21 protein-coding genes are annotated in these 24,693 nt (G+C 70.2%); 6 read left to right on the forward strand and 15 right to left on the reverse strand.

Annotation, left to right across the window (positions count from 1 at the left end; translation table 11 throughout):
- Positions 1 to 207: 207 nt before the first annotated feature.
- Positions 208 to 1,524 (reverse strand): MATE family efflux transporter, encoded by a 1,317-nt coding sequence (locus PQV94_RS01075; RefSeq protein ID WP_274286962.1) that lies wholly within the window; start codon positions 1,522 to 1,524, stop codon positions 208 to 210.
- A gap of 196 nt (positions 1,525 to 1,720) precedes the next feature.
- Here PQV94_RS01075 and PQV94_RS01080 point away from each other — a divergent pair, with 196 nt between their 5' ends.
- Both PQV94_RS01080 and PQV94_RS01085 read left to right on the forward strand, forming a co-directional pair.
- Positions 1,721 to 3,685, forward strand: coding sequence for a M13 family metallopeptidase (locus PQV94_RS01080; protein WP_274286963.1), 1,965 nt, complete (start codon positions 1,721 to 1,723; stop codon positions 3,683 to 3,685).
- Between the two features lie 71 nt (positions 3,686 to 3,756).
- Positions 3,757 to 4,677: a serine hydrolase gene (locus PQV94_RS01085; protein WP_274286964.1), complete on the forward strand. Its 921-nt coding sequence runs from the start codon at positions 3,757 to 3,759 to the stop codon at positions 4,675 to 4,677.
- 4 nt (positions 4,678 to 4,681) lie between these two features.
- On the opposite strand, the gene PQV94_RS01090 is transcribed toward PQV94_RS01085, so the two are convergent.
- From PQV94_RS01090 to PQV94_RS01115, 6 genes are all read right to left on the reverse strand, one after another.
- Positions 4,682 to 5,761 carry a leucine-rich repeat protein gene (locus PQV94_RS01090; RefSeq protein WP_274286965.1) on the reverse strand — a complete coding sequence of 360 codons (1,080 nt, stop codon included), beginning with the start codon at positions 5,759 to 5,761 and terminating at the stop codon, positions 4,682 to 4,684.
- Positions 5,762 to 5,827: 66 nt separating this feature from the next.
- Positions 5,828 to 7,366 (reverse strand): inositol monophosphatase family protein, encoded by a 1,539-nt coding sequence (locus PQV94_RS01095; protein ID WP_274286966.1) that lies wholly within the window; start codon positions 7,364 to 7,366, stop codon positions 5,828 to 5,830.
- Positions 7,363 to 8,385 carry an ABC transporter ATP-binding protein gene (locus PQV94_RS01100; protein ID WP_274286967.1) on the reverse strand — a complete coding sequence of 341 codons (1,023 nt, stop codon included), beginning with the start codon at positions 8,383 to 8,385 and terminating at the stop codon, positions 7,363 to 7,365. The genes PQV94_RS01095 and PQV94_RS01100 overlap by 4 nt, the downstream gene beginning before the upstream one ends.
- 7 nt (positions 8,386 to 8,392) lie before the next feature.
- Positions 8,393 to 9,211 (reverse strand): ABC transporter permease, encoded by an 819-nt coding sequence (locus PQV94_RS01105; RefSeq protein WP_274286968.1) that lies wholly within the window; start codon positions 9,209 to 9,211, stop codon positions 8,393 to 8,395.
- Positions 9,211 to 10,152 carry an ABC transporter permease gene (locus tag PQV94_RS01110; RefSeq protein WP_274286969.1) on the reverse strand — a complete coding sequence of 314 codons (942 nt, stop codon included), beginning with the start codon at positions 10,150 to 10,152 and terminating at the stop codon, positions 9,211 to 9,213. Before PQV94_RS01110 ends, PQV94_RS01105 begins: the two co-directional genes overlap by 1 nt.
- A complete protein-coding gene (locus tag PQV94_RS01115) occupies positions 10,149 to 11,300 on the reverse strand; it encodes an extracellular solute-binding protein (protein WP_274286970.1) in 1,152 nt (383 codons plus the stop codon). The genes PQV94_RS01110 and PQV94_RS01115 overlap by 4 nt, the downstream gene beginning before the upstream one ends.
- A gap of 164 nt (positions 11,301 to 11,464) precedes the next feature.
- On the opposite strand from PQV94_RS01115, the gene PQV94_RS01120 reads away from it, so the two are divergent.
- On the forward strand, positions 11,465 to 12,544 hold the full coding sequence (locus tag PQV94_RS01120) for a LacI family DNA-binding transcriptional regulator (RefSeq protein WP_274286971.1): 1,080 nt from the start codon (positions 11,465 to 11,467) through the stop codon (positions 12,542 to 12,544).
- A gap of 72 nt (positions 12,545 to 12,616) precedes the next feature.
- On the forward strand, positions 12,617 to 13,729 hold the full coding sequence (locus PQV94_RS01125) for a 5-methyltetrahydropteroyltriglutamate--homocysteine S-methyltransferase (RefSeq protein WP_274286972.1): 1,113 nt from the start codon (positions 12,617 to 12,619) through the stop codon (positions 13,727 to 13,729).
- A gap of 7 nt (positions 13,730 to 13,736) precedes the next feature.
- Here the strand turns inward: PQV94_RS01125 and PQV94_RS01130 are convergent, their stop codons facing one another.
- Genes PQV94_RS01130 through PQV94_RS01145 form a run of 4 tightly spaced genes read right to left on the reverse strand, consistent with a single transcriptional unit; the run spans position 13,737 to position 17,292 of the window.
- The gene (locus tag PQV94_RS01130) at positions 13,737 to 14,753 is read right to left on the reverse strand and encodes a VOC family protein (protein WP_274286973.1); all 1,017 of its coding nucleotides are present in this window, start codon (positions 14,751 to 14,753) and stop codon (positions 13,737 to 13,739) included.
- A gap of 19 nt (positions 14,754 to 14,772) precedes the next feature.
- Positions 14,773 to 15,846, reverse strand: coding sequence for a PrpF domain-containing protein (locus tag PQV94_RS01135; protein WP_274286974.1), 1,074 nt, complete (start codon positions 15,844 to 15,846; stop codon positions 14,773 to 14,775).
- A complete protein-coding gene (locus tag PQV94_RS01140; RefSeq protein ID WP_274286975.1) occupies positions 15,833 to 16,540 on the reverse strand; it encodes a 4-carboxy-4-hydroxy-2-oxoadipate aldolase/oxaloacetate decarboxylase in 708 nt (235 codons plus the stop codon). Before PQV94_RS01140 ends, PQV94_RS01135 begins: the two co-directional genes overlap by 14 nt.
- Positions 16,537 to 17,292 carry a PIG-L deacetylase family protein gene (locus tag PQV94_RS01145; protein ID WP_274286976.1) on the reverse strand — a complete coding sequence of 252 codons (756 nt, stop codon included), beginning with the start codon at positions 17,290 to 17,292 and terminating at the stop codon, positions 16,537 to 16,539. Before PQV94_RS01145 ends, PQV94_RS01140 begins: the two co-directional genes overlap by 4 nt.
- A 210-nt stretch (positions 17,293 to 17,502) precedes the next feature.
- Between PQV94_RS01145 and ligM the strand changes: the two genes are divergently transcribed.
- Positions 17,503 to 18,906, forward strand: coding sequence for a vanillate/3-O-methylgallate O-demethylase (gene ligM / locus PQV94_RS01150; protein ID WP_243226474.1), 1,404 nt, complete (start codon positions 17,503 to 17,505; stop codon positions 18,904 to 18,906).
- 110 nt (positions 18,907 to 19,016) lie between these two features.
- Here the strand turns inward: ligM and PQV94_RS01155 are convergent, their stop codons facing one another.
- Complete coding sequence (locus PQV94_RS01155; RefSeq protein ID WP_274286977.1) at positions 19,017 to 19,943, reverse strand: LysR family transcriptional regulator; 927 nt, start codon at positions 19,941 to 19,943, stop codon at positions 19,017 to 19,019.
- A 130-nt stretch (positions 19,944 to 20,073) separates the two neighbouring features.
- On the opposite strand from PQV94_RS01155, the gene PQV94_RS01160 reads away from it, so the two are divergent.
- On the forward strand, positions 20,074 to 21,432 hold the full coding sequence (locus tag PQV94_RS01160; protein ID WP_274286978.1) for an aminomethyl transferase family protein: 1,359 nt from the start codon (positions 20,074 to 20,076) through the stop codon (positions 21,430 to 21,432).
- A 242-nt stretch (positions 21,433 to 21,674) separates the two neighbouring features.
- Here the strand turns inward: PQV94_RS01160 and PQV94_RS01165 are convergent, their stop codons facing one another.
- The 3 genes from PQV94_RS01165 to PQV94_RS01175 all read right to left on the reverse strand — a co-directional run bounded on the left by PQV94_RS01165 (position 21,675) and on the right by PQV94_RS01175 (position 24,544).
- Positions 21,675 to 22,256: a hypothetical protein gene (locus PQV94_RS01165; RefSeq protein WP_274286979.1), complete on the reverse strand. Its 582-nt coding sequence runs from the start codon at positions 22,254 to 22,256 to the stop codon at positions 21,675 to 21,677.
- A gap of 319 nt (positions 22,257 to 22,575) precedes the next feature.
- Positions 22,576 to 22,887, reverse strand: coding sequence for a metal-sensitive transcriptional regulator (locus PQV94_RS01170; protein WP_274286980.1), 312 nt, complete (start codon positions 22,885 to 22,887; stop codon positions 22,576 to 22,578).
- Positions 22,888 to 22,912: 25 nt separating this feature from the next.
- The gene (locus PQV94_RS01175; RefSeq protein ID WP_274286981.1) at positions 22,913 to 24,544 is read right to left on the reverse strand and encodes an FAD-dependent oxidoreductase; all 1,632 of its coding nucleotides are present in this window, start codon (positions 24,542 to 24,544) and stop codon (positions 22,913 to 22,915) included.
- Positions 24,545 to 24,693 lie beyond the last annotated feature (149 nt).

The following is a 24,693-nucleotide window of genomic DNA, read 5'->3' on the forward strand; positions in this document are numbered from 1 at the left end:
TGCATAAGTGAGACACGAAGGGGGTGCCCGGGCATGCGTGTCTCACTTGTGCACGGAACAGCCCGCGTGGGGGTGAAGGTGTGAGACACGCAGGACGGGTGAATCGCGCCTGCGCCGGAGCGCCTGCGCCGGAGCGCCCGCACCGGAGCGCCTGCACCGGAGCGCCCGCGCGCGGCGTTGGCGCGCGGTGTCGGATGCGGCGCGCGCTCAGGCGGGGATGCGCATCCAGGCGCCGGTGCGCACGCGCCACCCGAGGGTGACGGCGCGGGCCAGCATGTAGACGCCGAAGAAGGCGACCGCGAGCCAGGCCAGGCCCGCTGCCCCCGCCGCGCCCGCCCAGATCAGCACGAGCAACGCCGGAACGAACGGCACCAGGTTGGCGAGTCCCGCGAGGGCGAGGTACTTGCCGTCCCCGGCGCCGATGAGCACGCCGTCGAGCACGAACACGACGGCGCACAGCGGCTGAGCGACGGCGAGCACGATCAGGGCGGGCTGCACGAGCGCGGCGATGGCCGCATCCGAGGTGAAGACGAGACCGATCACGCCCGAGAAGCCGCCGATCAACGCCCCCACGATCACGCCGAACCACACGCCCCAGGCCACCGTGCGGCCGAGCACGCGACGCACGAAGGCGGGGTCGTCCTCGCCGAGCCCGCGGCCCACCAGAGCCTGCGCCGCGATCGCCAGCGCATCGAGGGCGAACGCGGCGGTCGAGAAGATCGTGAACGCCACCTGCCAGCCGGCGAGCTCAGGGGTGCCGAGAGCTGTGGCCACGGCGACCGTGGCCAGCAGCGCCGCGCGCAACGAGACGGTGCGCAGGAACATCCAGCCGCCGCTGCGCGCGGCGCCCGACACGCTGTCGCGACGCGGACGAACGGATGCGGCATGCCGCCGCGCCAGCCGCCCCACCACCAGCGCATACACGGCGACCATGCCCCACTGCGCCACGACGGTTCCGACCGCGGAGCCGGCGATGCCCCATCCGAATCCGTAGATGAACAGCCAGTTCAGCCCCGCGTTCGCCGTGAACCCGGCGCCGGCGATCCACAGCGGGGTGACCGTGTCCTGCATGCCGCGCAGCAGACCCGTCGCCGCGAACACGATCAGCATGGCAGGCAGTCCCCACATCGAGATGCCGAGGTACGCCTCCGCCTCCGCCGCGACGTCGGCGGCGGGTGCGAACAGGCCGACGAGCGTGGGCGTCGTGAGGTACCCGACCACGGCGAGGATGAACCCGAGTCCGAGTGCCAGCCACATCCCGTCGATACCGGCGGTCACCGCCGAGCCGTGCTGACCCGCGCCGAAACGACGCGCCACCGCGGGGGTCGTCGAGTAGGCCAGGAACACCATCAGCCCGACGATCGTCTGCAGCACGGCGGATGCGATACCGAGTCCTGCGAGCGGCACGACGCCGAGATGTCCGATCATCGCGGCATCGATGATGAGGAACAGCGGCTCCGCGATGAGCGCGCCGAGCGCGGGCACCGCGAGGGTCAGAATCTGCCGATTGAGTGTCGCCGCCACCCCTCGACCCTATTGACCCGCACCGACGCGCCGCATCCGCCCGCTCTTTCGCGCGAGACTGCATCTTTCGCACGAGATCACTGTCATTACCCGTGATCTCGTGCTCGAAATGCAGTCTCGCGGGTTCTAGGAGGGATGCGGCGGCTCTCGCGGCGGGCTGGAGCCCCCACTCAGCGGCGCGGCATATCCTGTGCGCATGACCGACTCCCCCCGTTCCGGTCTCGCGCTCGACGAGCTGAGCAACGAGATCCGCCCGCAGGACGACCTGTTCCGCTACGTCAACGGCGAATGGATCGCCCGGACCGAGATTCCCGAGGACAAGGCGCGCTGGGGCTCCTTCCACCTCCTCGCCGAGCAGGCCGAGAAGGACGTGCGCGCCATCATCCTCGAGTCGCAGGATGCCGAGCCGGGCACCGAGGCGCGCAAGATCGGCGACCTGTACGCGAGCTTCATGGACACCGAGCGCATCGCCGAGCGCGGCACCGAGCCGCTCGCCGACCAGCTGGCGCGCGTGGATGCGGTGAGCGACGTCGCCTCCCTGCTCCGACTCGTGGGCGAGCTGGAGCGCGACGGGATCGGCGGCATCGTCGAGCTCTACGTCGAGCCCGATCCCGGCAACCCGCAGCGCTACCTGCCCTTCTTCATCCAGGGCGGCCTGTCGATGCCGGACGAGAGCTACTACCGCCTCGACTCGTTCGAGGAGACCCGACAGGCGCTGCGCCGGCACATCGAGCGCATCCTGACGCTCGCCGACGTCGCGGATGCCGCGGATGCCGCGGAGCGCGTCGTGTCGCTGGAGACCGAGCTGGCGGCGCACCACTGGGACAACGTCCGCAGCCGCGATGCCGTGGCGACCTACAACCTGAAGACGTGGGACGAGGTCGTGGCGATGGCGGGCGTGGACCTCGCGCCCTGGCTCGAGGGCGTCGCCCCGCACCATCCGGATGCGTTCGCCGAGATCGTCGTCTCGCAGCCGAGCTTCATCGAGGCGCTGGGAACGGTGCTCACCGAGCAGCGCCTCGAGGACTGGAAGGCGTGGCTGCGCTTCAAGATCGTGCACGCCGCCGCGGCCTTCCTCCCCGACTCGTTCGTCGACGAGAACTTCTCGTTCTACGGCACGCAGCTCACCGGCGTTCCGGTCAACCGCGAGCGCTGGAAGCGCGCCGTCAGCCTCGTCGAGGCGGCGCTCGGAGAGGCCGTCGGCAAGGTCTACGTCGAGCGGCACTTCCCGCCGACCGCCAAGGCCGCCATGGACGAACTGGTCGCGAACCTCATCGAGGCCTACCGCCAGTCGATCTCGCAGCTCGAGTGGATGAGCCCCGAGACGCGCGAGCGGGCGCTCGCCAAGCTCGACGCGTTCACGCCGAAGATCGGTTACCCGGTGAAGTGGAAGGACTACTCGGGTCTCGAGCTGGATCCGGCCGATCTCGTCGGCAACGTCCGTCGCGCGCACGTGCACGAGCACGACCGTCAGCTGGGCAAGGTCGGGCAGCCGATCGACCGCGACGAGTGGTACATGACGCCGCAGACGGTCAACGCGTACTACAACCCGCTGATGAACGAGATCGTGTTCCCCGCCGCGATCCTGCAGTATCCGTTCTTCGACGAGACCCGGGATGCGGCCGCGAACTACGGCGGCATCGGCGCGGTCATCGGTCACGAGATCGGGCACGGGTTCGACGACCAGGGCAGCCGCTTCGACGGCGACGGGTCGCTGCGCGACTGGTGGACGGATGCGGACCGCGAAGCGTTCGAGCAGCTGACGAAGAACCTCATCGCCCAGTACGACGCGCTCGTGCCTCAGGGGCTGCCGGAGGAGAACCACGTCAACGGCGCGCTCACGATCGGTGAGAACATCGGCGATCTCGGCGGGCTCGGCATCGCGATCCGCGCCTACCGGCTGTCGCTGGGGGATGCGGAGGATCCGGTCATCGATGGAATGACCGGCATTCAGCGTCTTCTGCTCAGCTGGGCGCAGATCTGGCAGCAGAAGAGCCGCGACGCAGAGGCGATCCGTCTGCTGACGATTGATCCGCACTCGCCGAACGAGTTCCGCTGCAACCAGATCGTGCGCAACATCGACGCGTTCTACGAGGCGTTCGACGTCACCGAGGGGGATGCGCTGTGGCTCGACGCCGACCAGCGCGTCACCATCTGGTAACTGCGTCGTGACCCGTCGGGCGTAGTCTCGCCCGCATCCCCGCACCCGAACCGGTAGGAAGGACCCGCGCCGTGCCCAGCTCTCCCGAGGCCTCTCGCGGAACGGAATCGGCGCCGCCCTCGCGGCGGGGGGCGAAGCGGCTGCCACGCCGCGCCGCCGCGGGACGGCGTTCGTTCACCTCGACCCTGAAAGCCCTCGACGCGCTCGCCGCGTCGGGGGCGCAGGTGTCGGTGCGGATCGACGACCTGGACCTCGGTTCGGCGGTGCTCGCCGGCGACGACTTCCGCAGCCTGCCGATCGCGGGGCTCGGGGTCGTGCCGTTGCTCGTGGAGACGGCCGCGCAGTTCGAGGCGGGCACCCTGGATCCGTTGGAGATCATCGATCGCGCAGGCATCGAACCCGTCGCCGTATCGGGTCTCTGGCAGCACCTGAAGGCGCCCGCGCTGCCGCTCATCGATGTGGCGCTGCTGGCCGCGTCGTCGGGAGACGCCCTCGCGGCCAACGCGCTCATGTCGCGGGTGGGGCTCCCCGCGGTGCGCGCCCGCGTCGAGCAGCTCGGACTCACGCGCTCCGCCCTGATGGACAGCTTCCGCGATACCCGCGGGCCCGACGATGCGCCGCATGTGGCGCTCGGCGCGGCCCGCGAGTACGCCCACCTGTTCGCGGAGCTGGTCAACAGCACCGCCGTCAGCGCCGGGGTGAGCGCGCAGGTCGCCGAGTGGCTGAGTCACGGCCATGACCTGTCGCTCGTGGCCGCCGCCACCGGGCTCGATCCGTTCGCGCACGACAACGACGAGCACGGACTGCTGTTCGTGAACAAGACCGGGCGGGCATCCGGCATCCGCACCGAGGCCGGCGTGCTCGCCGGCCCCCGCGCCGGCGTGGCCTATGCGCTGTTCGTGTGCTTCGACGACCTCTCCATCGCGCACCGGCTGCGGGTGCACGACGCGTTCCGCGTGCTCGGGGTCGAGCTCATGGAGTACGTGTACTGAGCTCTCAGCCGCGTCGGCGGACTCCTCGCGCGACGAGCATCGCGACGGTGCCCGCGGCGAGCAGCCCGAGGCTCGCGAACCCGAAGGGCAGCGGGTCGACCCCGCTGTGAGCAAGCTCCGTGACGCCCGGAGCGGACACCGGGCCGGGCGCTGAGGTGGGGCCGGGCGCGAGGTCCCACGCGGCGATGAGGGTGAGGTCGCCCGCGAGAGGCGTCGCGAAGTCGTAGGCGGCGCCTGCGGCGCGCCATCCGTTGAAGGTGTAGCCGTCGCGGACGGGATCGACCGGGCGCGTGACGGCGGCGCCCGCATCCAGCACGACCGACTGGGCGTCGACAGCACTGCCGCCGGCCGTGTCGAAGACGACGGTCGCCACCGCGGTGGTGGGCAGGTCGTTCCACGTCGGCTCGGTGTAGCCGCCCGCGAAGCGGGCCTCGCCGAATCGCCACGGGTACAGTGCGGTGGCCGGCGGTGTGGTCGCGATCGTGCCGAAGGTGGCGGGCGGCGCACCCCGCAGCTCGATGACGGCGAGCGGGTTGTCGCCGAAGGGCGCGAAGCCCAGGCTCGTGACGGTGGAGGGCAGTGTCACGCGCTCCAGCTGGTTCTGCGTGAAGGCGAGGGTGCCGATGCCGGTGAGTCCTTCGGCGAACGTCACGGTGCTCAGGGCGTTGAGCGCGAACGCCTGATCGCCGATCGCGCGCACGGACGCGGGCAGCGTCAACGAGGTGAGCGCGTTGCTCTGGAAGGCCGCGGCGCCGATGTCGATGAGCGAATCCGGAAGGCTGAGCGAGGTCAGCCCGACGCCGCCCGTGCGGTCGAAGGCACTGTCGCCGATCGCCGTGACGGTGTAAGCGACGCCTCCGACGGTGATCTGGCGGGGGATGACGACGGCGGAGGTCGGTACGACCTGTCCGGTGACCGTGGCGGTGTCGGCGGCGAGTGCGTACGTCAGCCCGTCGACCTCGGTGTCGGCGGCGGATGCGGTGGGCGCCGCGGCGAGCAGCAGCACGCCGGCGAGGGCGCCGGCACCCAGTGCCTGGAGGGCCAGGCGGAGGCGTCGGGGAGCGGGACGATGTGTGTCGGGCATGGCCGGACGCTATCGACGCCGCCGCCGGGCGGCGGTGATCGCTGAGGAGCCGTCACTTCCGCGCGGTCAGCGGGTGACGCTGCGCCACACCTCCCAGAGCGCGTGGGCGGAGGCGGCATCCGCACCGACGATCGCAGGCCCTCCGAGCGGATGCGGGTTCTCCCGGCCCTCTCCGTCGAGCACCGTCCCGCCGGCCTCCGCGACGATGAGCAGCGCCGCCGCGTGGTCGATCGGACTGTAGCGGTGCACCATGGCTGCGTGGCCGCGTCCGAGGGCGACACCGGCGAGCGTCGCCGTGCCCGAGCCCTGTACGCGCACCGTGCAGTAGCGGCGGCCGAGGGCGTCGAGGAGTTCGTGGAAGCCGTCCCAGGCGACAGCGCCCGCCAGCTCTGTCGCCACAATCCGGCCGGCGAGCGGATCGGTGCGCGCGGCGCCGGGGATGCGCAGCAGACGGTGGCCTGCGCGCCACGCCCCGTGACCGGCCCGAGCCAGCACGGTCACGCCGGTCGGGATCCCGTGCGTCGCCGGCCCGACCGGGTCGTGGACCGCACCGACGACGGGTCGGCCGTTCTCGACGAGAGCGAGCGAGAAGCTCGTCCAGGGCACCCCGTTGGCGAGATTCGCCGTGCCGTCGACGGGATCGAGATACCAGCAGGGCCGTGCAGCATCCGGTTCGCCGCCGTACTCCTCGCCCACGAACGCGTGGTCGGGAAACTGCGCACCGATCACCTCGCGCACGTATCGCTCGACGCTGCGATCGACCTGCGTGACGTGATCGGCCGGGTCCGTTTTGGTCTCCACGGCACCGATCCCGCGGCGCCTGGCCGCGGCGATGAACTCGGCCGCGCCGCGCGCGAGCTCGTCCACGACCGCCGCGCGCCGCGCGCCGTGGTCGACCGCGCCGGCGCGCACCGCGTCGCGCACGAGCGCGAACGCGTTCGTCGTGATCGAGTCGACGCCGATCCGGGCGAGGTGGGCGGCCTGGGCGCCGTCGTCGACCGTCCACACGGCCACGTGCAGGCCCAGGCCGTGTACCGCGGCGACGAAGTCTTTACCGACCCGCAGGTGCTGCGCGTTGATCACGGTCGGTCGCAGCGTGCGGATGTCGGCCGCCGTGGGCGGCGTGACGTCGCGCCACGGCATCCAGATCACCGCGTCCGGGAGAGCCTGGCGCACGCGGGCCATCGCGTGCGCGTCTCCGCACCAGGCGGTGCGCGTGTCGGTGTCGCTGTGCCGAACGACGGATGCGGCAGCATCCGCCGGCTCCGTCGCGTCCATGTCGATGAGCAGGGTGACGCCCGTGCCGTGCAGGGTCTCGAGCACGGAGGCGAGGGTGGGGATGCGGCGCGCTCCGCCGCCGAGCTCGCGCAGCTCGTCGAGCGCGACCTCGGCCACGGGTCGCGGGTCGTGCCAGAGCCGCTCGAGGGTCTCGTCGTGCAACAGCACGACCTCGCCGTCCGCGGTGAGGCGCACATCGACCTCGACCCACGTCGCCCCGGCGTCGACGGCGGCTCGGACCGCGGCCAGGGTGTTCTCGCGGGCGCCGCCCGCCGTCTCGTCGTGCAGCCCGCGATGGGCGACCAGCCGCACCTCGTGGTGGCTCATGCGACGGCCGCGACGGTGTCGGCGCTCGTCGCATCCAATACGCCGTCTCGATAGCGGAGGGCTCGCGCCCACCGCACCCGCACCTCGTCGCCGGGTCGCCAGCTGCGGTCGCCCACGAGCGCGCGCACGGTCGCTCCGCGCACGGAGAGCACGACCTCGTCGAGGTGGCCGCGCGGCACGGTGCGCACAACGTGAGCGGGAATCCCGTCGCCTCCGATGACCACATGTTCCGGACGCACGAGCCAGCGGACGCCGTCCTCGCCGGCATCCAGATCGAGGGAGGACAGCAGGTTGGCCGCTCCCACGAAACCGGCGACGAACTCGGTCGCGGGGCGCCGATACAGTTCGCTCGGTGTGGCGATCTGCTCGATCCGGCCGCCGTTCATCACCGCGATCCGATCCGACACGGCCATCGCCTCGTCCTGGTCATGGGTGACGAGCACGGTCGTGATGCCGAGCCGTTGCTGGATGTCGCGGATCTCCTCGCGTACGCGCACGCGCAGCTTGGCGTCGAGGTTGGAGAGCGGCTCGTCGAGCAGGAGCAGCGCGGGGCGGCGCACGAGGGCGCGGGCGAGTGAGGCGCGCTGCTGTTCGCCGCCGGAGATGCGCGCGGGGCGCGAGCGCGCGTGGTGGGAGAGCCCCACGAGTTCGAGCGCCTCGTCCACGCGCCGTGTGATCTCGGCGCGCGGGACCCGCGCGATCCGCAAGGGGAAGCCGACGTTCTTCGCGACCGTCATGTGCGGCCACAGCGCGTAGTTCTGGAACACCATGGCGCTCGGGCGTCGCTCGGGTCCGAGCGATGTCACGTCTTCGCCGGCCACCTCGACCCGCCCGGCGTCGGGGCTGAGGAAGCCGGCGATCATGCGCAGCGTGGTCGTCTTGCCGCATCCGGAAGGCCCGAGCAGAGAGACGAGCTCGCCCTGCGCGATGTCCAGGTGCAGGTCGTCGACGACGGTGCGACCGCCGAGGCGCTTGCTGAGCCCGTTCAGGCGCAGACCGGGGGTGGGGGAGAAGGTCATGGCGTTCCTATCGGATCTGGAAGCCTTCGGCGAGCTGACCGCCGAAGACGTACTTGCGGGTGAGCAGCAGGAGCAGCACCGAGGGGATGGAGAGCAGGATCGCGAAGACGGCGGCGACCTGGTTCGGGTAGTTGAGAACGAGCGAGTACATCTCGGTCGGCATGGTCATGTACGACGGGGCGCCCACGAGGTAGGTGCCCTGCGACTCGTCGAACGAGGCGAGGAACGACATCACCGCCGCGACGACGATGCCGGGAACGGCGAGCGGCAGTGTCACGCTCAGGAACACCCGGATGCGGCCGGCGCCGGCATCCCGCGCCGCCTCCTCGAGCGAGCGCGGCACCGCGGAGAACGCCGCGGCGGGGATCCACGTCATGAAGACGATCGTGCCGATGACGTGCACGATGACGATCCCGAGCGCCGTCTCCATCAGGTGCAGCCCGTAGAAGACGGTCGCCATCGCCGCGAACAGTCCCATCTTGGGGAAGGCGTTGGTCGCGAACAGCCCGATGAGGAAGAGCCGCCGCCCCGGGAAGGTGAAGCGCGAGAACGCGTAGGCGGCGGGCAGGCAGATCGCGGCCGAGACGAGCACGGTCACCGGCGCGAAGAACAGCGTGTTTTGCATCGCGGCGAACAGGTCGGGGTCGCTGAACACCACTCCCCACCAGCGCAGCGTGAGCCCGTCGGGCCAGAGATCGGGGTAGCTCCAGTCCGCGGCGAAGGCGTGCAGGCCGAGCCAGAAGAGCGGACCGAGGATGAAGACGGCCAGCAGCGCCGCGAAGGCGATGAGCAGGATGCGGCCGGTGATCAGGCGGATGGTGGGCATCAGACGCGTCCCTCGTCCTTCGCGCTGCGGAAGTTCGCCCAGACGTACAGCACCGCGACGCCGGAGGCGATGAGGAAGACGACGACCGCGATGGCGGCGGCCTGCTGCGGCTGGTTGAACGACTGGAAGTACTTGCTGATGTCAACGCCGAGCTGCTGGGGCGCGTTCGGCCCCATGAAGTAGGGGACGGTGAACTGTCCCAGCACGCCGATCGTCGTGAACGTCGCCGCGATGATCAGCGGGATGCCGGCCATGGGCATGAGAACTCGGGTGACCACCGCCACCGAGCCCGCTCCGGCATCCCGTGCGGCGTCGATGAGGGCGTCGGGCACACTCTGCATGCCGGAGGCCGTCATGAGCAGCGCGAACGGCAGGTTCACCCAGACGGAGGCGATCACGACGCCCGTCGTGGTGAAGCCGAGAACCGGCGCGTCGAGGCCGACCTGGGCGAAGACGCTGCGCAGGAACCCCTCTCCGGAGGAGAAGGTGAGAATCGCCCACGAGGCGATCACGACGGGGATGAACAGAGGGACGACCCCGAGCCCCGACAGCACCGCGCCCAGCCATCCGCCGCGCAGCCGCAGGATCGCGCCGATGATGACGGCGAGGGTCATGGTGACCAGGGTCGTGCTGACGGTGACGAGCACGGTCGCGAGCAGGTCGCGGCCGAACCGAGGGTCGGCGAACAGCTTCGCGTAGGCGTCGAACGTGACGAGCCCCTGGGCGTGGAACACGTCTTGACCGATCGCGGCGACCGTCGCGTTCAGGCCGCCGGTCATGCCGAGGCTGAATCCGATCGACAGCACGACCGGCACGCCCACGAATAGGACGATGACCAGGACGGGCGGCAGTGCCAGCGCGAAGCCGACTCCGGCCCGCCGCCGCGAGGAGCGGCGGGCCGGAGCGGCCGCGGCGGGTGCCGCAGCGATCGAGACGGTCACGGAACGCGCTGGTCCCACTCGTTGGACATGTCGCTCGCGACCTCGCTGAAGTAGCCGGGTCGCAGCGCCGAGGGATCGGCGCCCGCGAACTGGTCCTGCACGTCCTGCGAGAGCGTGTCGAGGGCGACCACCGGGTAACCGGAGATCTGCTGCGCGATGATCTGCTGACCCTCAGGGCTCAGCACGAAGTCCGCGAGGTCGATGGCGCCCTGCGTGTTCTTGCTCGTGCGGGGGATGCCGAGGTACGACGCGCTGCCGGTGAAGCTCGGGTCGGTGATCTGGGTGAACTTGACCGTGTCGGGAATCTGCCCGTTCTTGACCGCCGTGACGAACTGGTCGCTCCACACCGGAGCCATCGAGATCTCCCCGCTGCCGAGCAGGGAGAGCACCTGCGAGTTGCCGTTGGGGTAGACGCCGCCCTGGTACATCGAGGGGCCGAGCTCCTTGAGGGTCGTGAAGCCGGCATCCCACTTCGCCTCGACGTCCTTCGCAGCACCGGTACGCAGCGCCTTCTGGTCATCGGGCGACAGCGAGCTGTCGAGCACCGTCGTCACGAACGCGCCGCCCGAGCCGCCCGTCGAGGGGGAGTTGTAGGCGAAGCGGCCCGGGTTCTGACGGATCCAGTCGAGGAGGTCGGCCAGCGTCTTGGGCGGGGTGGCGACCTTCGTGCTGTCGTACGCGAGCAGCACGGAGGAGGCGCGATAGGGGATTCCGACGCCCTTGCCCGCCGTGACGGTGTCGGCGGGGACCGCGCCCAGACCCGGAACGGTCTGGGGGTCCACGTTCATGAGCAGGCCGGCGTTCGCCGCGCTGCCGGTCACGAAGCCGGCGTCGATGAGATCGAAGCCGGGATCGTCGCCCGCGCTGGTCGCCGCGGTCAGCTTCGCGACCGTCTGCTGGTCGTGCTCGCCGTGCAGGTCGATCGTGGTCTTGACGGTGACGCCGGGGTGCTCCTTCTCGTACGCGGGGATGAGCCCCTTCTCCCACAGGTCCTGCACGTTCGTGTCTCCGGAGATGAAGACGGTCACGGTGCCGGATGCGTCACCGGAGGCGGTGGTCGCGCCGGCCGCCACGGGTGCACAGGCGGTGAGCGCACCCAGCGCCGCGAGGGCGGACAGGGCGAAAGCGAGGGATCGCTTCGTGGTCACGGATGAGTCCTTCGTTCGGGTGGGTGCGACGGTCATCGCACCGTTTCGATGGAAAGCGCGCTCGGTAGCGTCCGGGTGAAGAGAAGGTGGCGCTTTCGCGAGGAGTGGCGGAACTCGTCGAAACGTTGCGATCTGCGTCGCTAACGTGTCAGCGGGAGGGCGCGATGACCACGATGACGGGCCGAGGGCGGCGGGGCAGGATCACGATCGCTGACGTCGCCGCGCAGGCGGGAGTGTCCACGTCGACCGCCTCGCTGGCGTTCCGCGCACCCGATCGGGTCGTCGACGCCACGCGCGATCGCATCCTCGCCGTCGCGGCATCCCTCGGGTATGACGGTCCGCATCCGGTGGCGAGCTCGTTGCGCAGCGGGCGCAGCGGCATCGTCGGCGTCGTGATCGCCGAGCACGTGCGTCACGCCTTCCTCAACCCCGTCGCGTTGGCCACGATGGACGGCCTTTCCGAAGTGCTGGACGAGGAGGGCTACGGCCAGCTGCTCCTTCCGGGGCGTGCCCACGCCAGGACACGTCCCGAGCCGCTGCGCACCCTCCCCGTCGACGCCGTCGTGTTCGCGACCCGCGGTGAGGAGTTCGATGACCTCCTCCCGCTCGTGCGCGCACGCGGCGTGCCATTGGTCGGGATCGAGGGGCCGCACGCGTCCGACATCACCGTCGTCGAGGTCGATGATCGCGGCGGGATGCGGCGCATCGCCGATCACGTCGCGGCGCTCGGGCACCGGCGGGTCGGGGTCGTCATGCGCACGACGACCCTGGGTGCCGCGCATCCGCCGGGCGCGGTCGTCCCGATCGCCGAGAACCTCGAGCGCATCGAGAACCGCACGATCCGAGCGCGGCTCGAAGCGGTGGCGGAGGTGTTCCCCGGTGCCGTCCGCGTCGAGGCCGGCGGGCGCACCGTCGCCGACGGCGAGGCTGCGGCGCGCGTGCTGCTGGGGGGCGCCCATCCCCCCACGGCGGTGCTCGCGCAGAACGACATCCTCGCCGCCGGTGCGCTCGCCGCCGCATCCGGTTTCGGTCTCCGGGTGCCCGAGGACCTCACGGTCACCGGGTTCGACGGGGTCGAGCTGCCGTGGCTGGGAAGGGCTCTGACGACTGTTCGCCAGCCGCTGCGGGAGCGCGGGCGGAGGGCGGGCGAGATCGCGCTCGCCCTCATCCGCGGCGAGCAGCCGAGCAGCGTCGTGCTGCCGGTCGAATTCGTCGCCGGAACCACAGCGGGACCGCCGCGGTGAGCGAGTGTCACGGGGGTTAACTCAGGCCCCGCCCGTTGCCGGCTCGCGGCGCCGGGTCGGTAGCATCGCGACGTGAGCACTTCAGCGCCGTTCCGTGCCGACATCGTCGGAAGCTTCCTCCGCCCGCCGGGTCTGGCCGCCGCCCGCCGCCGCCACGCATCGGGCGAGCTGACGGATGCGGCGCTGGCTGCCGTCGAGGACGCGGAGATCATCGACCTCGTCGCACGGCAGCGCGCCGCGGGTCTGAAGGTCGCGAGCGACGGTGAGTTCCGTCGCTCCTGGTGGCACTTCGACTTCTTCGGGATGCTAGACGGCGTCGACATCGTGGAGCTCGATCACGGCATCCAGTTCCAGGGTGTGCAGACCAAGCCGCGGGGCATCGAGATCACGGGGCCCATCCGGTTCGACGACGCGCACCCCTTCCTCGCCCATTACCGCTCGCTGGCCGCGATCACCGAGGGCACCGCTCTGCTGCCGAAGTTCACGATCCCCGCCCCGACGGTGCTCGACTTCCGGCTCGAGCCCGGCCACATCGACGCCGCCGTCTACGACGGACGCGAGGCGATCGTGGACGACCTCGTCGCCGCGTACCGCGACGCGCTGGACGCGTTCTATGCGGCGGGCGCACGGTACCTGCAGTTCGACGACACCGCGTGGGCATACCTGTGCTCCGACGCCGAGCTCGAGAAGGCCCGCGCCCGCGGGATCGACACCGAGGGCATCGCCGAGCGCTACGCCGACCTGCTCAACCGCATCCTGGACGGCAAGCCCGCCGACCTCACCGTGACCACCCACGTCTGTCGCGGCAACTTCCGCTCGACCTGGATCTCCTCCGGTGGCTACGAACCGGTCGCCGAGCAGCTGCTGGGCAACACCGCGTACGACGGGTACTTCCTCGAGTACGACTCCGAGCGCGCCGGCGGTTTCGAGCCGCTGCGATTCTTGCCCGAGGGTGACAAGCGCGTCGTGTTGGGGCTCGTGACCACGAAGACCGGAGAGCTCGAGAGCGCCGACGACATCCGCCGCCGCATCGACGAGGCCGCATCCTTCGCGCCGCTCGATCAGCTCGCCCTGAGCCCGCAGTGCGGGTTCGCCTCCACGGAGGAGGGCAACGAGCTCACCGAGGATCAGCAGTGGGCGAAGGTGCGGGCCGTCGTCGACATCGCCGCATCCGTCTGGGGCTGAGCCCGGCTCAGCGCTTCTGCGGCGCCGGGATCGGCTCGCCCTTCATCGCCGCCTCGTCGATCTCGGCCTGATTCGCGAGGAACGGCGTGCCGTGCGTGTGGAAGGTCGGCACGGTCTTCGCACCCCACGCCTGACCCCTTGCGCGCTCGGCCTGCGACCACTCCACGACCGGCCAGTCCGGATCGAGGATGAGGCGGGCGCCGGCATTGGCGAGTTCGATGCGGTTGCCGCCCGGCTCCCACACGTAGATGAAGAACGTCTGGTTGATGGCGTGCTTGTAGGGGCCGAACTCGATGTGCACGCCGTTCTCGAGGAAGATGTCGGCGGCCTTGAGGATGTCCTCACGGGTGTCGGGAGCGAGCGCGAAGTGGTGGAATCGGCCGTGCTCGCCGGTCCAGTCCTCGCTGTAGACCACGTCGTACGACTTCTGCTGGAACCGGAACCACCAGGCCGCATACCCGCCGCCGTCCAGCCGCACCCGCTCGGACTCGCGCGCGCCCATGACGTCGCGCCAGAACTCCCCGGCCTTCGTCACGTCGCTGGCGAGGTAGTTGATGTGGTCCATCCGGCGCGCGTTGACGCCTCGCCCGGGGAATGCGGACGCCTGGTTCTTCAGGGCCGGGCGATCCTCGTCGTCGGGCACGTAGTGCTCGGTGTCGTAGTAGATGCCCATGAGGTGGCCGTCCGGGTCCTCGAACTCGTACGAGCGGCCGACGCCGACCTCGGGCTCGCGCCAGCCGTGACCGAGACCGGCCGCCTCGATGGCTGCGACGCGACGCTCCAGGGCCTCGGGGCTCGTGACGCGGAAGAGCGTGCGGCCGACGCCGTTGGTGTCGGATGCGGTGAGCTTGAGCGTGTAGAGCTGGTACTCGTCCCAGCAGCGGAGGTAGGCGGAGTCGCCGATGCGGGCGACCTCCCGCATCGCGAGCAGGTCGCGGAAGAAGTGCAGGCTCTCCTCGAAGACCGGGGTGAACAGCTCGACGCCGCCCAGGTGTGCGAGGTCGAAGTTGTCGCGCGTTGCCATGGTGTGTCCTCTCTGACAGTCAGCGGCGGGGTCTCGGGAAGACGAGCCCGTCGAAGATCTTTCGTGCGGTGCGGACCGACGACGAGCTCGCGCGCCAGCCGGATGCGGCGTCGCCGGTGACGGCGACGGTGGCGGCGAACGTGCCGCCGGGGTGTTCGAGCAGCGTCTGCTCCCCGTCGCCGAGCACGGCGAAGTCGGAGCCGACGGCACCAGGGATGCGGATGCCGGCGGCGACGGATGCGGCCATCAGCACTCCGATCGTGGGGTGCACGCGGGCGGGGATGAAGGCCCGGGTGCCGACCGCTCCGCCGTGGCGCGGCGGAGACAGCAGGAACATCTTGGGCACGGTCTGCGCCGCGACATCGCCCAGTCCGAACAGCGGGCCCGCCGCCCGGCGAATCGTCTCGATCGGCTCGCGGAGGTCCGCGCGCGACTCGAGCTCTTCCGGGCTCTCGTCGCCCGTGACGTCGAACTCCGCCGCATCCATCAGCACGACCGGCATCCCGTTGTCGACGAGGGTCACGCGGTGGCCCGCGATCTCGTCCGTCGCCGACCCGGTGGGAAGCAGCGGCTTCTGCCCGCGGGTGGTCAGTGCGATCCGGCCTGCGGTACCGGGCACCCCCGCGATCGCCTCGTCGCCGTCGTAATCGACCCGCCCATCCGGAGTTGCGAAGCGCGCCTCGGCGATGTCGCCCGTGTTGAGCAGGCGGATGCGCACGACGGTCTCGCCCGCATCCGCTGTGACGAGGCCGCGCTCGATCGCGAACGGCCCGACCGCGGCCAGCAGGTTGCCGCACGTCTGCGCATCGGCGACGACGGGCTCGTCCACGCCTACCTGGAGGAAGAGGTAGTCGATGTCGCATCCGGGAGCGTTCGAGCGCTCGACGACGGCCACCTTGGACGTCAGCGGATGCGCGCCGCCCAGTCCGTCGATCTGCGCCGGATCGGGGCTGCCCATGATCCGCAGCAGCAGGTCGTCGCGCTCGGCCGGGTCCGCGGGCAGGTCGGAGGTGAGGAAGAAGGCGCCCTTGGAGGTGCCGCCGCGCATGAGCAGGCAGCGGATGCCGTCGCGCGCCGGATCAGGCGTCGGCATCGCGTCGCTCCGCCTGAGACACGTAGGCGATGCCGAGCTCGGCGACGACCGAACGCAAACCGTTGATGTCCATGGAGCTGGCCCCGGCCTCGTACTTCGCGCGATTGGTCGCCTCGCGCGCCGCCCGGGAGCGCGCCGCATCGAGAACGGCGGCCGCCCGCATCCGCGGAACGACCGTGACGCCGTCGTCGTCGGCGACCACGATGTCGCCGGGCTCGACGACGACCCCGTCGAGGACCACCGGGACGTTGACCGAGCCCGGGCTGTCGCGCAGGCACCCCTGCGCCGAGACGTAGCGGCTCCACGCCGGAAAGCCCATCGCGCGCAGCTCGGCCGTGTCGCGCACCCCGGCGGAGGTGACGTACCCGCGGACGCCCTTGACCTGCATCTGCGTGGCCATGAGCTCGCCGATGTGTCCGAACGGGGAGGGGCCGGTGGCGACCACAACGATCACGTCGCCGGCGCGGGCCTGCTCGATCGCGACATGAACCATGAGGTTGTCGCCGGGCGCGGTGAGAACGGTGACGGCGCTGCCGGCGATCGCCGATCCCTGCTGGATGGGGCGGATCGCGCTCCCGGCGTAGCCGGTGCGCCCGAGCGCCTCGTGCACGGTAGCGGAACCCAGTGCGGCGAAGGCGTCGACGAGGTCGGCCGCCTCGCGCGCGACGTCGGTGACGACGACGTGCGTGCTCATTCGAGCACTCCGGTGACCTGCGGGAAGTAGCGCATGTACGCCTCGCCCATCGTGTCGTGGGCGAGACCGAGGTTCGGCCCCGCGTTGCGCTTGACCTGCACGCCGCGGCGCACCGCCAGGTCGCTGTAGTACGACCACATGTGCTTCTGCGCGGGCAGACACTCCATCGCGGCGCGCTTCTTGTCGAACGCCTCGGTGATGTCGAGCAGCACGTCGGGGACGAAGCCGCACTGCTCGGGCTGGTGCGGTTCGAAGAAGAACACCGGCGGGGCGCCGATGATGGTGTCCTTGGTCGGGAACGACCCGTCGGAGTTCGCGACACCGATCGCCTGCGCCAGCACCCGCGCCTCGAGCGCCATGCGCGCGGCGGCGGGGTGGTCGCCGTTGTGCGGGTCGTGCAGCGGATGCGTGAGCACGACGGTGGGCTGCACCCGGCGGTAGACGTCGACCAGCCTGGCGACGGCCTCGGGCGACTCTCGCAGCGGGTAGTCGCCCAGATCGAGGAACTCGATGTCGGCGCCGAGGGCGGATGCGGCGGCCTCCGCCTCTGCTCGACGGATCTCCTTGATCTCCTCCAGCGACTTTCCCGCCAGCCACTGACTCGCGGACTCGCCGCGCTCGCCGAAGCTCAGGCAGACCACCGTGGCGCGCTCGCCGCGCATGGTGGCGGCGGCGATCGCGCCGCCCGCCCGCCAGACGAAGTCGCCCGCGTGGGCGCTGACCACGAGTAGCGCCGGGGTGACTGCAGTCATATCCGCTCCTTGGTTCGGCGGCGTCGAGCCGACGCGTGACGGCAGGCGTCCGGAGTCGACGCCGGTGCCGATTCGTGGGCTCAGCGAATCACACTGGCTGCAAAATGGTCAAGATTTTGTTGACAATCCAGATCGGCGAAACCACTATGGGCAGAGGTAAAAGCCGCCTATCATCGCGGCAGGCCCACAGACGAGGAAGTCGAGGCAATCATGGCGCGGACGCTGCAGGAGCTGCTGGACGAGCGAGGAAACACCGTCGAGATGCTGCGCGACTCGCAGCTCGGCACCTATATCTACCCGGTCGTGCCGGCCGAGTTCACCAACTGGCGCCGGGAGCAGAAGGCGTGGCGCGAGACGGCCGTGCTCTACGACCAGACCCACCACATGGTCAACTTCTTCGTCTCGGGCCCCGACGCGCTCAAGCTCCTGAGCGACACCGGCATCAACTCCTTCGCGAACTTCCCGGTCAACACCGCCAAGCAGTTCGTGCCGACCGCATCCAACGGCGGCGTCATCGGCGACGGCATCCTCTTCCACGAGGCCGAGAACGAGTACGTCTACGTCGGCCGTGCGCCGGGCGCCAACTGGCTGCAGTTCCACGCCGAGACCGGCGGCTACGACGTCGAGTTCCGCTACGACGACCGCTCGCCCTCCCGCCCCTACGGCGCCGCGGTCCACCGTGACTACTACCGCTTCCAGATCCAGGGCCCGAACGCCTGGGACATCATCGAGAAGCTCAACGGCGGACCGCTCGAGAAGGTGCGCTTCTTCCACATGGGTGAGATGACGATCGCCGGTGAGAAGGTGCGCACCCTCCGTCACGGGATGGCGGGTGCTCCCGGTCTCGAGATCTGGGGACCGTACGCGCAGCACCAGAAGATCCGCGACGCCGTGCTCGAGGCGGGGCGGGAGTTCGGCATCGAGCCCTGCGGCTCCCGCGCCTACTCCTCGAACACCCTCGAGTCCGGATGGATCCCCTCGCCGCTGCCGGCGATCTACACGGGTGAGGGCGAGCGGGCGTACCGCGAGTGGCTGCCCGCCAATAGCTACGAGGCGATCAACGCGCTCGCGGGATCGTTCGTCTCGGAGAACATCGAGGACTACTACCTGAACCCGTGGGAGCTCGGCTACGGCTCGTTCGTGAAGTTCGACCACGACTTCATCGGCCGCGACGCGCTCGAGAAGATCGATCCGGAGACCCAGCGCAAGAAGGTCACCCTCGCCTGGAACGATGAGGACCTGGCCAAGATCCTCACGAGCGTCATCGACCGCGAGGGCGTCGGCTACCAGTTCTTCGACCTCCCGAACGCCAACTACGGCTCGTCGAACTACGACGCGGTCATCGACGCCGACGGCAACAACGTCGGTCTCTCGCTGTTCACGGGTGTCACGGCGAACGAGAAGCGCGGACTGTCGCTCGCGACCGTCGACCGCGACGTGCCGGTGGGTGCCGAGGTGCGCGTCGTCTGGGGCGAGCCCGACGGCGGGTCGAAGAAAACCACGGTCGAGCCGCACGACCAGATCGCGGTGCGCGCCGTCGTCAGCCCGGTGCCCTACGCGGTCACCGCGCGCGCTGAGTACCAGGGCGGGTGGCGCACCACCGGAAGCCTCTGAGCGAGCGCCCCGCGCGACGAAGGGGTCGTGCGGGCCGCTCCGGAAACCCAGGCGCCTCGGCGCCGGCGTGACGCCCCCACATCTCTCTAGAGTTGGGGGCGTCACGCATGTCAGGGGGCTTGCTCGCCGTGGATGGCCTCGAACCGACCGGAGGAGCCGCGGATCGCGCGGGCGACGGTTTCGAAGAGCCAGTCGAGCGCGGCGGGATGCTGGGAGCTCGACCGTCGATAGAGCGCGATTTCCACGGGCGGCATGTCGAACGGCAGCGGCCGCACCACGAGAGGCCAGGTCTGCGTCCACCCGAGCGCGATCGTGTCCGGCAGTGTCGCGATGAGGTCTCGATCGCGCGCGAGAAGCGGGGGAAGCGACGCGAGGTGGTTCACGGCGATGCGGGCGTCGATCTCGATTCCGTGCGCGCGGCGAGCCTCGGCGAGGGCGGGTGCGCCGGAGTCGCTGGCGACGACGACATGAGATGCGGCGGCGTACGCGTCGAGCGTCAGCGGCTCGTCGGCGAGCGGATGCGCGGCTGACATCGCGACGCCGTAGCCCTGCGACTTCAGAACAGTGCGCCCGAAGGGGCCCGGCACGTGGGAGGGTGTCACCGCGAGATCGACGACGCCGCGGCCCAGCCAATCGGGCAGGGCCGCCACATCCATCGGCACGACCTCGATCCGCATCCGCGGGGCCTCGGCGCGCACAGCGCGGACGATCGCGGGAAGCCAGCCGATCTCGCCGAGCTCGGACAGCGCGATGCGGAAGGTGCGGTCGGAGTCGGCGGGGGCGAATCGGTGCACGCCGTCGAGAGTGCGGTCGACGGCGGCAAGGGCATCGCGGAACCCCGGGTAGACGCTGTCCGCCAACGGGGTCGGTTCCATCACGCGGCCGACGCGTCGGAACAGCGGGTCATCGAGCTCGCGCCGCAGGCGCCCGAGCGCCTGACTCACCGCCGGTTGGGTGACGTAGAGGCGACGCGCGGCGCTCGTGAGACTCCGGGTCTCGGCGATCGCCACGAACACGCGGATGAGGTTCAGGTCCACCGTCTGCTCCTGACTGAGGCATCCTTGCCTCCGCATAAGTATGGGTAATCGAGATGGCTCCCGTCGATGCCTTCGGGTTTCTTAACCTGGGGATGCGGGCACGGCCGCCCGTCCGAACGAGGGAGTTCACATGTCCGCATCCGCTTTCGACGCCATCGCCCGCGCGGGCAGCCCGGTGGATCTGCTGCGCAACGCGCAGAGCAAGCCGACGATCTTCCCGGTGACGCCGGAGTTCAGCAACTGGCGCAGTGAGCAGCGGTCGTGGCGCGAGAGTGTGGCGCTGCTGGATCAGTCGCACCACATGACCGACCTGTTCATCTCAGGGCCCGATGCGCTGCGGCTGCTGAGCGACACCGGCGTCAACTCGTTCGCCCGGTTCCCGGTGGATGCGGCGAAGCAGTTCATCGCCGTCAACCACGAGGGCTACCTCATCGGCGACGCCATCCTGTTCCACCTCCACGAGCAGCTGTTCGACCTTGTGGGCTGGTACATGGTGCTCGACTGGGTGCAGTTCATCGGAGAGACCGGCGACTACGACGTCACCTTCGAGCGCGACGCGAACACGCTCATGCGCGAGCCCGGCGTCGACCCCGTGTTCTACCGCTACGAGCTGCAGGGCCCGCACGCGCTCGCCCTCATGGAGAAGCTGACCGGCGCTCCCGTGCCGCCCACGAAGTTCTTCGGCATGGCCACGTTCGAGATCGCCGGCGTCACGGTGCGCTCGCTGCGGCACGGCATGGCCGGTCAGCCCGGATTCGAGCTGTTCGGGCCGTGGGCGGACGGCGCCCGCATCCGCGAAGCGATCATCACGGCGGGGGAGGAGTTCGACCTGGTGCTTGTGGGGGCGAAGGCCTACTCGTCCGCGAACCTCGAGTCGGCGTGGGTGCCGTCTCCGCTGCCCGCGATCTTCTCGGGTGAGCAGATGGACGACTACCTCGCGTGGCTGCCGGCCGCCCGCCTGGGCTCTCTCGCCGGGAGCTTCGTGTCGGACCGCATCGAGGACTACTACCTCACGCCGTACGACCTCGGCTACGGCCGCAGCGTCGCGTTCGATCACGACTTCATCGGCCGTGCCGCGCTCGAAGCGCACGCCGCCGCCGAGCAGCGCGTGAAGGTGACGCTGGTGTGGAACCCCGACGACCTCGCGGCCGCGCAGCGCTCCCTCGTCGAGGAGGGGCTACCGGCGAAGTACATCGACTTCCCGAAGGCGCGGTACGGCCTGTATCAGGTCGATCGCGTGCGTGCCGACGGCGTGGATGTGGGCATCTCGCACGACTGTGGCTACATCACGAACGAGCAGGCCTTCGTGTCGCTCGCGAGCATCGCCGCCTCGCACGCCGAACCCGGAACCGAGGTGGTGCTCACGTGGGGCGAGGAGCCCAACTCGGCGAAGCCCGCCGTCGAGCGGCACCGGCAGGTTGAGATCCGCGCGACCGTGGCCCCCGCGCCCTACTCCCGCTTCGCCCGGGAGAACTACCGCGCCGGGTGAGGGGGCGGGCGGGGCGGGTCGCACCCTCGCGCGGCCCGCTCCGCATCCGTGTCTCACTTGTGCACGAATAGCGCCCGACACGTGTGAACACATGAGACACGCAGGACCCGGCACCCCATCCGTGTCTCAGTTGTGTACGCGGAGAGCCCCGTTGACCTGCACAAGTGAGACATGGTGGCTACTGCCAAGTGAGACAGGGGGGCTACTGCGCTGGGCGACCCTGCGAGCGACGGCCCGGTGTCTCACCCCTGTCCGGGTGCGCCGTACATGCTGCCGTCGGGCAGGGGCGGGCAGGTGGCGGTGTCGGTCTGGGCGGCGACCACAGCCCGGATGGCCACGTCGGCATCCATCTTCTTGACGGTGTAGACGACGCCCTCTTGTGCACCGACTGTAGGGATGTAGCCAACTGTGGCTGAATCGACCGGCCCCCACTCGTCCGACACCGGTGCCGGCAGGGTCGTGATGAGATCGGCGGTCGGGTTCTGGGCCAGCCAGTTGGCCGCATCGACGACCGTCATGCCGGGGACCATCCAGAACCCGACCACATCCTTGTAGGGGCCGCAAGGCCATGCGGTTCCTGCGCCGAATCGGATCGGCGACTTCTCCAAACGAACGGCCCGCGGAGGTAGCTTCGCTGCATCCAGCCACGCCTGGGCTTGCGCAAGAGCGGCGGCCTCGCCCGCTGAGGGTGTCGGGGACTCGCTCGTGGCGATGGGGGCCGGGTCTGCGTCCGTACCCGCGGGATCCGCGTCGGTGGCGCACCCCGTCAACGCGACGAAGGCCAGGAGAAGCGCACCGGGAACGGCGAGGAGGCGAGGCTGCATAGGCCAAACATAGTGTGCGGCCTGCGTCGCATGTGGCGCGGAAGCAGCGGGCGGCCGGTACGCGGCCCCGGCCGTCCTCGGAGCGCCCCCGCATTCCCCTCGCGTTCGCATCCGTGTCTCACTTGTGCACGTGGTTCGCCCGATATGCGTGAATCGGTGAGCCACGCAACGCATCTCACCGCATCCGTGTCTCACTTGTGCACGTGGTTCGCCCGATATGCGTGAACCGGTGAGACACGGAGAGTCGGGCCTGCGAGAGCGGGAGTGCGTGCGAGCGGGAGTCCGCGAGCGTGCAGCAGCCTGAGGTGACGGAGGCGCCCTAAGCGAGGGTGAGGAACAGCTTCTCGAGCTCCTCCACCGTGAGCCGGTCGTCGTCGGTGGTCTCGCCTGTCGCGTCCTCGCCGGCCGGAGCGTCGGTGAGGCACTCGCGCATGGCGGTCGAGATGATCGCGAACCCGGCGCGGTCGATCGCACTGCTGACCGCGGCGAGCTGGGTGATGACGTCGCGGCAGTCGCCGCCGTTCTCGACGGCGGCGATCACGGCGGCCAACTGGCCCTGCGCGCGCTTGAGTCTGTTGGCGGCCTTCTTCACGGCCTGGGCATCGTGTAGGGAGCGGTTGGAAGTGTCCATGGTGTCTCCTCGGTGACGGATTGGATCAGGCGGCGGTTCCGGCGGCCCAGGTGCGGTACCCGCCGTCGAGGTTACGGACATCATGGCCGAGCTGGGCGAGCAGCCGTGCCGCGGTGTGCCCGCGCTGGCCCACCTGGCAATGCACGACGATCGGCCGGTCGCCGAGCTCGCGGTGCCGGGCGCGGATCTCGTCGAGCGGCAGGTTGATCGCGCCGGGGATCGAGCCCGCGGCGTGTTCCGTCGGCGTGCGTACGTCGACCAGGATCGCGCCTTGGTCGAGCGCAGCGTCGAGTTCGTGCCACTGCAGCGAGCGCGTGGCGCCGGAAGCAGTGTTCTCCGCCACGTAGCCGAGCATGTTGATCGGATCCTTCGCGGAACCGTACTGCGGCGCGTAGGCGAGTTCCAGCTGCGACAGTGCGGTCGCTGTCAGCCCCGCCGCCATCGCGACGGCGATGATGTCGATGCGCTTGTCGACCCCCTCGCCGCCGACGATCTGTGCCCCGAGGATGTGGTCGGTCTCCGGGTCGACGAGCAGCTTCATCGCCATCGGCTGCGCACCCGGGTAGTACGTCGCGTGCGACGAAGGATGCGTGTGGACGATGCGGTGCGGGCGCCCCGCATCCCGAAGCCGCCGTTCGTTCCAGCCGATCAACGCGACCGTGGTGCCCAGCAGTCCGAGGATGGCGGTGCCGAGAGCCGGCGCCGCGTCGCCCGGTTCGATCCCGGCGATGTCGTCCGCTGCGGCCCGGCCGTGCCGGTTCGCGAGGCCCGCCATGGTCACGAGCGTGGGTGCGCCGTCCAGGCTGTCGCGCTTCTCGACGCCGTCGCCCACGGCCCACACCTTCGGTGCCGAAGTGCGATGGCGCGCGTCGACCGCGATTCCGCCGGTCGGCCCGAGGCGGATGCCGGCAGCATCCGCAAGGCGTCGGTCGGGGCGCACGCCGCTCGCCTCGACCACCAGGACCGCCTCGACCGCGCTGCCGTCGCTCAGGTGGACGCGCCCGGGCTCCGCCTCTGTGACGGTCACCCCGAGCCGCACATCGACACCCGCGTCCCGAAGGAGAGAAAGGACAGGCGCGGCCATCTCGACGTCGAGCGGAGAGAGCACCTGCGCGCCACGGGTCACGAGCGTCACGTGTGCGCCGCGGGCGAGGAGGTTCTCGACCGCTTCGAGCCCGATGAACCCGGCGCCCACGACAACGACGCGAGGCGACGGTCCGGCGGCGTCGAGCACCTCGAGAACCCGGTCGACGTCTTCGACGCTGCGCAGCGTGTGCGTGGGCACCTGCTCGGCGGACGGCCCCGGCGTGGCCGTGGCCCCGGTGGCGATGACGAGTTCGTCGTAGTGCTCGATCCGCTCCGCATCCGACTCGAGGTCACGCACCGTCACCGTCTGTGACGCCGTATCGATTCCGACGACCTCGTGGCGCACGTGCACGTCGAGGGCGAACCTGCTCGCCAGCGACTGGGGCGTCTGCAGCAACAGCGACGCGCGATCCGGGATCACGCCGCCGACGTGATACGGCAGCCCGCAGTTGGCGAACGACACGTGCGCGCCGCGTTCGTACACGGTGATCTGCCGCGCCTCGTCGAGCCGGCGAAGTCTCGTCGCCGCACTCATGCCCGCGGCGACGCCACCGATGATGATCGTCCTCACGTGTGCAAATATACCCCTGGGGGTATTGTGCAAGCAAGCCACCGCGCAAGCCGGTGTTCCCGAGAAGAAACGGAGCAGGACAGATGTGTCGACAGGTGACGTGCCGCACGTGCGGCAAGACGACGTGGGCAGGATGCGGACAGCACGTC

The sequence above is a fragment of the Microbacterium sp. Clip185 genome, assembly GCF_028743715.1.
In the GTDB taxonomy this organism is placed as follows: Bacteria; Actinomycetota; Actinomycetes; order Actinomycetales; family Microbacteriaceae; genus Microbacterium.

What these genes read in the sequence shown, in the direction of transcription:
- PQV94_RS01170 (WP_274286980.1), bottom strand. Translation starts at nt 22,887, where the DNA reads ATGGACACTTCCAACCGCTCCCTACACGATGCCCAGGCCGTGAAGAAG.
- PQV94_RS01130 (WP_274286973.1), bottom strand. Translation starts at nt 14,753, where the DNA reads ATGGCAACGCGCGACAACTTCGACCTCGCACACCTGGGCGGCGTCGAG.
- PQV94_RS01140 (WP_274286975.1), bottom strand. Translation starts at nt 16,540, where the DNA reads ATGAGCACGCACGTCGTCGTCACCGACGTCGCGCGCGAGGCGGCCGAC.
- PQV94_RS01090 (WP_274286965.1), bottom strand. Translation starts at nt 5,761, where the DNA reads ATGCCCGACACACATCGTCCCGCTCCCCGACGCCTCCGCCTGGCCCTC.
- PQV94_RS01165 (WP_274286979.1), bottom strand. Translation starts at nt 22,256, where the DNA reads ATGCAGCCTCGCCTCCTCGCCGTTCCCGGTGCGCTTCTCCTGGCCTTC.
- PQV94_RS01160 (WP_274286978.1), top strand. Translation starts at nt 20,074, where the DNA reads ATGTCCGCATCCGCTTTCGACGCCATCGCCCGCGCGGGCAGCCCGGTG.
- ligM (WP_243226474.1), top strand. Translation starts at nt 17,503, where the DNA reads ATGGCGCGGACGCTGCAGGAGCTGCTGGACGAGCGAGGAAACACCGTC.
- PQV94_RS01080 (WP_274286963.1), top strand. Translation starts at nt 1,721, where the DNA reads ATGACCGACTCCCCCCGTTCCGGTCTCGCGCTCGACGAGCTGAGCAAC.
- PQV94_RS01095 (WP_274286966.1), bottom strand. Translation starts at nt 7,366, where the DNA reads ATGAGCCACCACGAGGTGCGGCTGGTCGCCCATCGCGGGCTGCACGAC.
- PQV94_RS01120 (WP_274286971.1), top strand. Translation starts at nt 11,465, where the DNA reads ATGACCACGATGACGGGCCGAGGGCGGCGGGGCAGGATCACGATCGCT.
- PQV94_RS01100 (WP_274286967.1), bottom strand. Translation starts at nt 8,385, where the DNA reads ATGACCTTCTCCCCCACCCCCGGTCTGCGCCTGAACGGGCTCAGCAAG.
- PQV94_RS01145 (WP_274286976.1), bottom strand. Translation starts at nt 17,292, where the DNA reads ATGACTGCAGTCACCCCGGCGCTACTCGTGGTCAGCGCCCACGCGGGC.
- PQV94_RS01135 (WP_274286974.1), bottom strand. Translation starts at nt 15,846, where the DNA reads ATGCCGACGCCTGATCCGGCGCGCGACGGCATCCGCTGCCTGCTCATG.
- PQV94_RS01105 (WP_274286968.1), bottom strand. Translation starts at nt 9,211, where the DNA reads ATGCCCACCATCCGCCTGATCACCGGCCGCATCCTGCTCATCGCCTTC.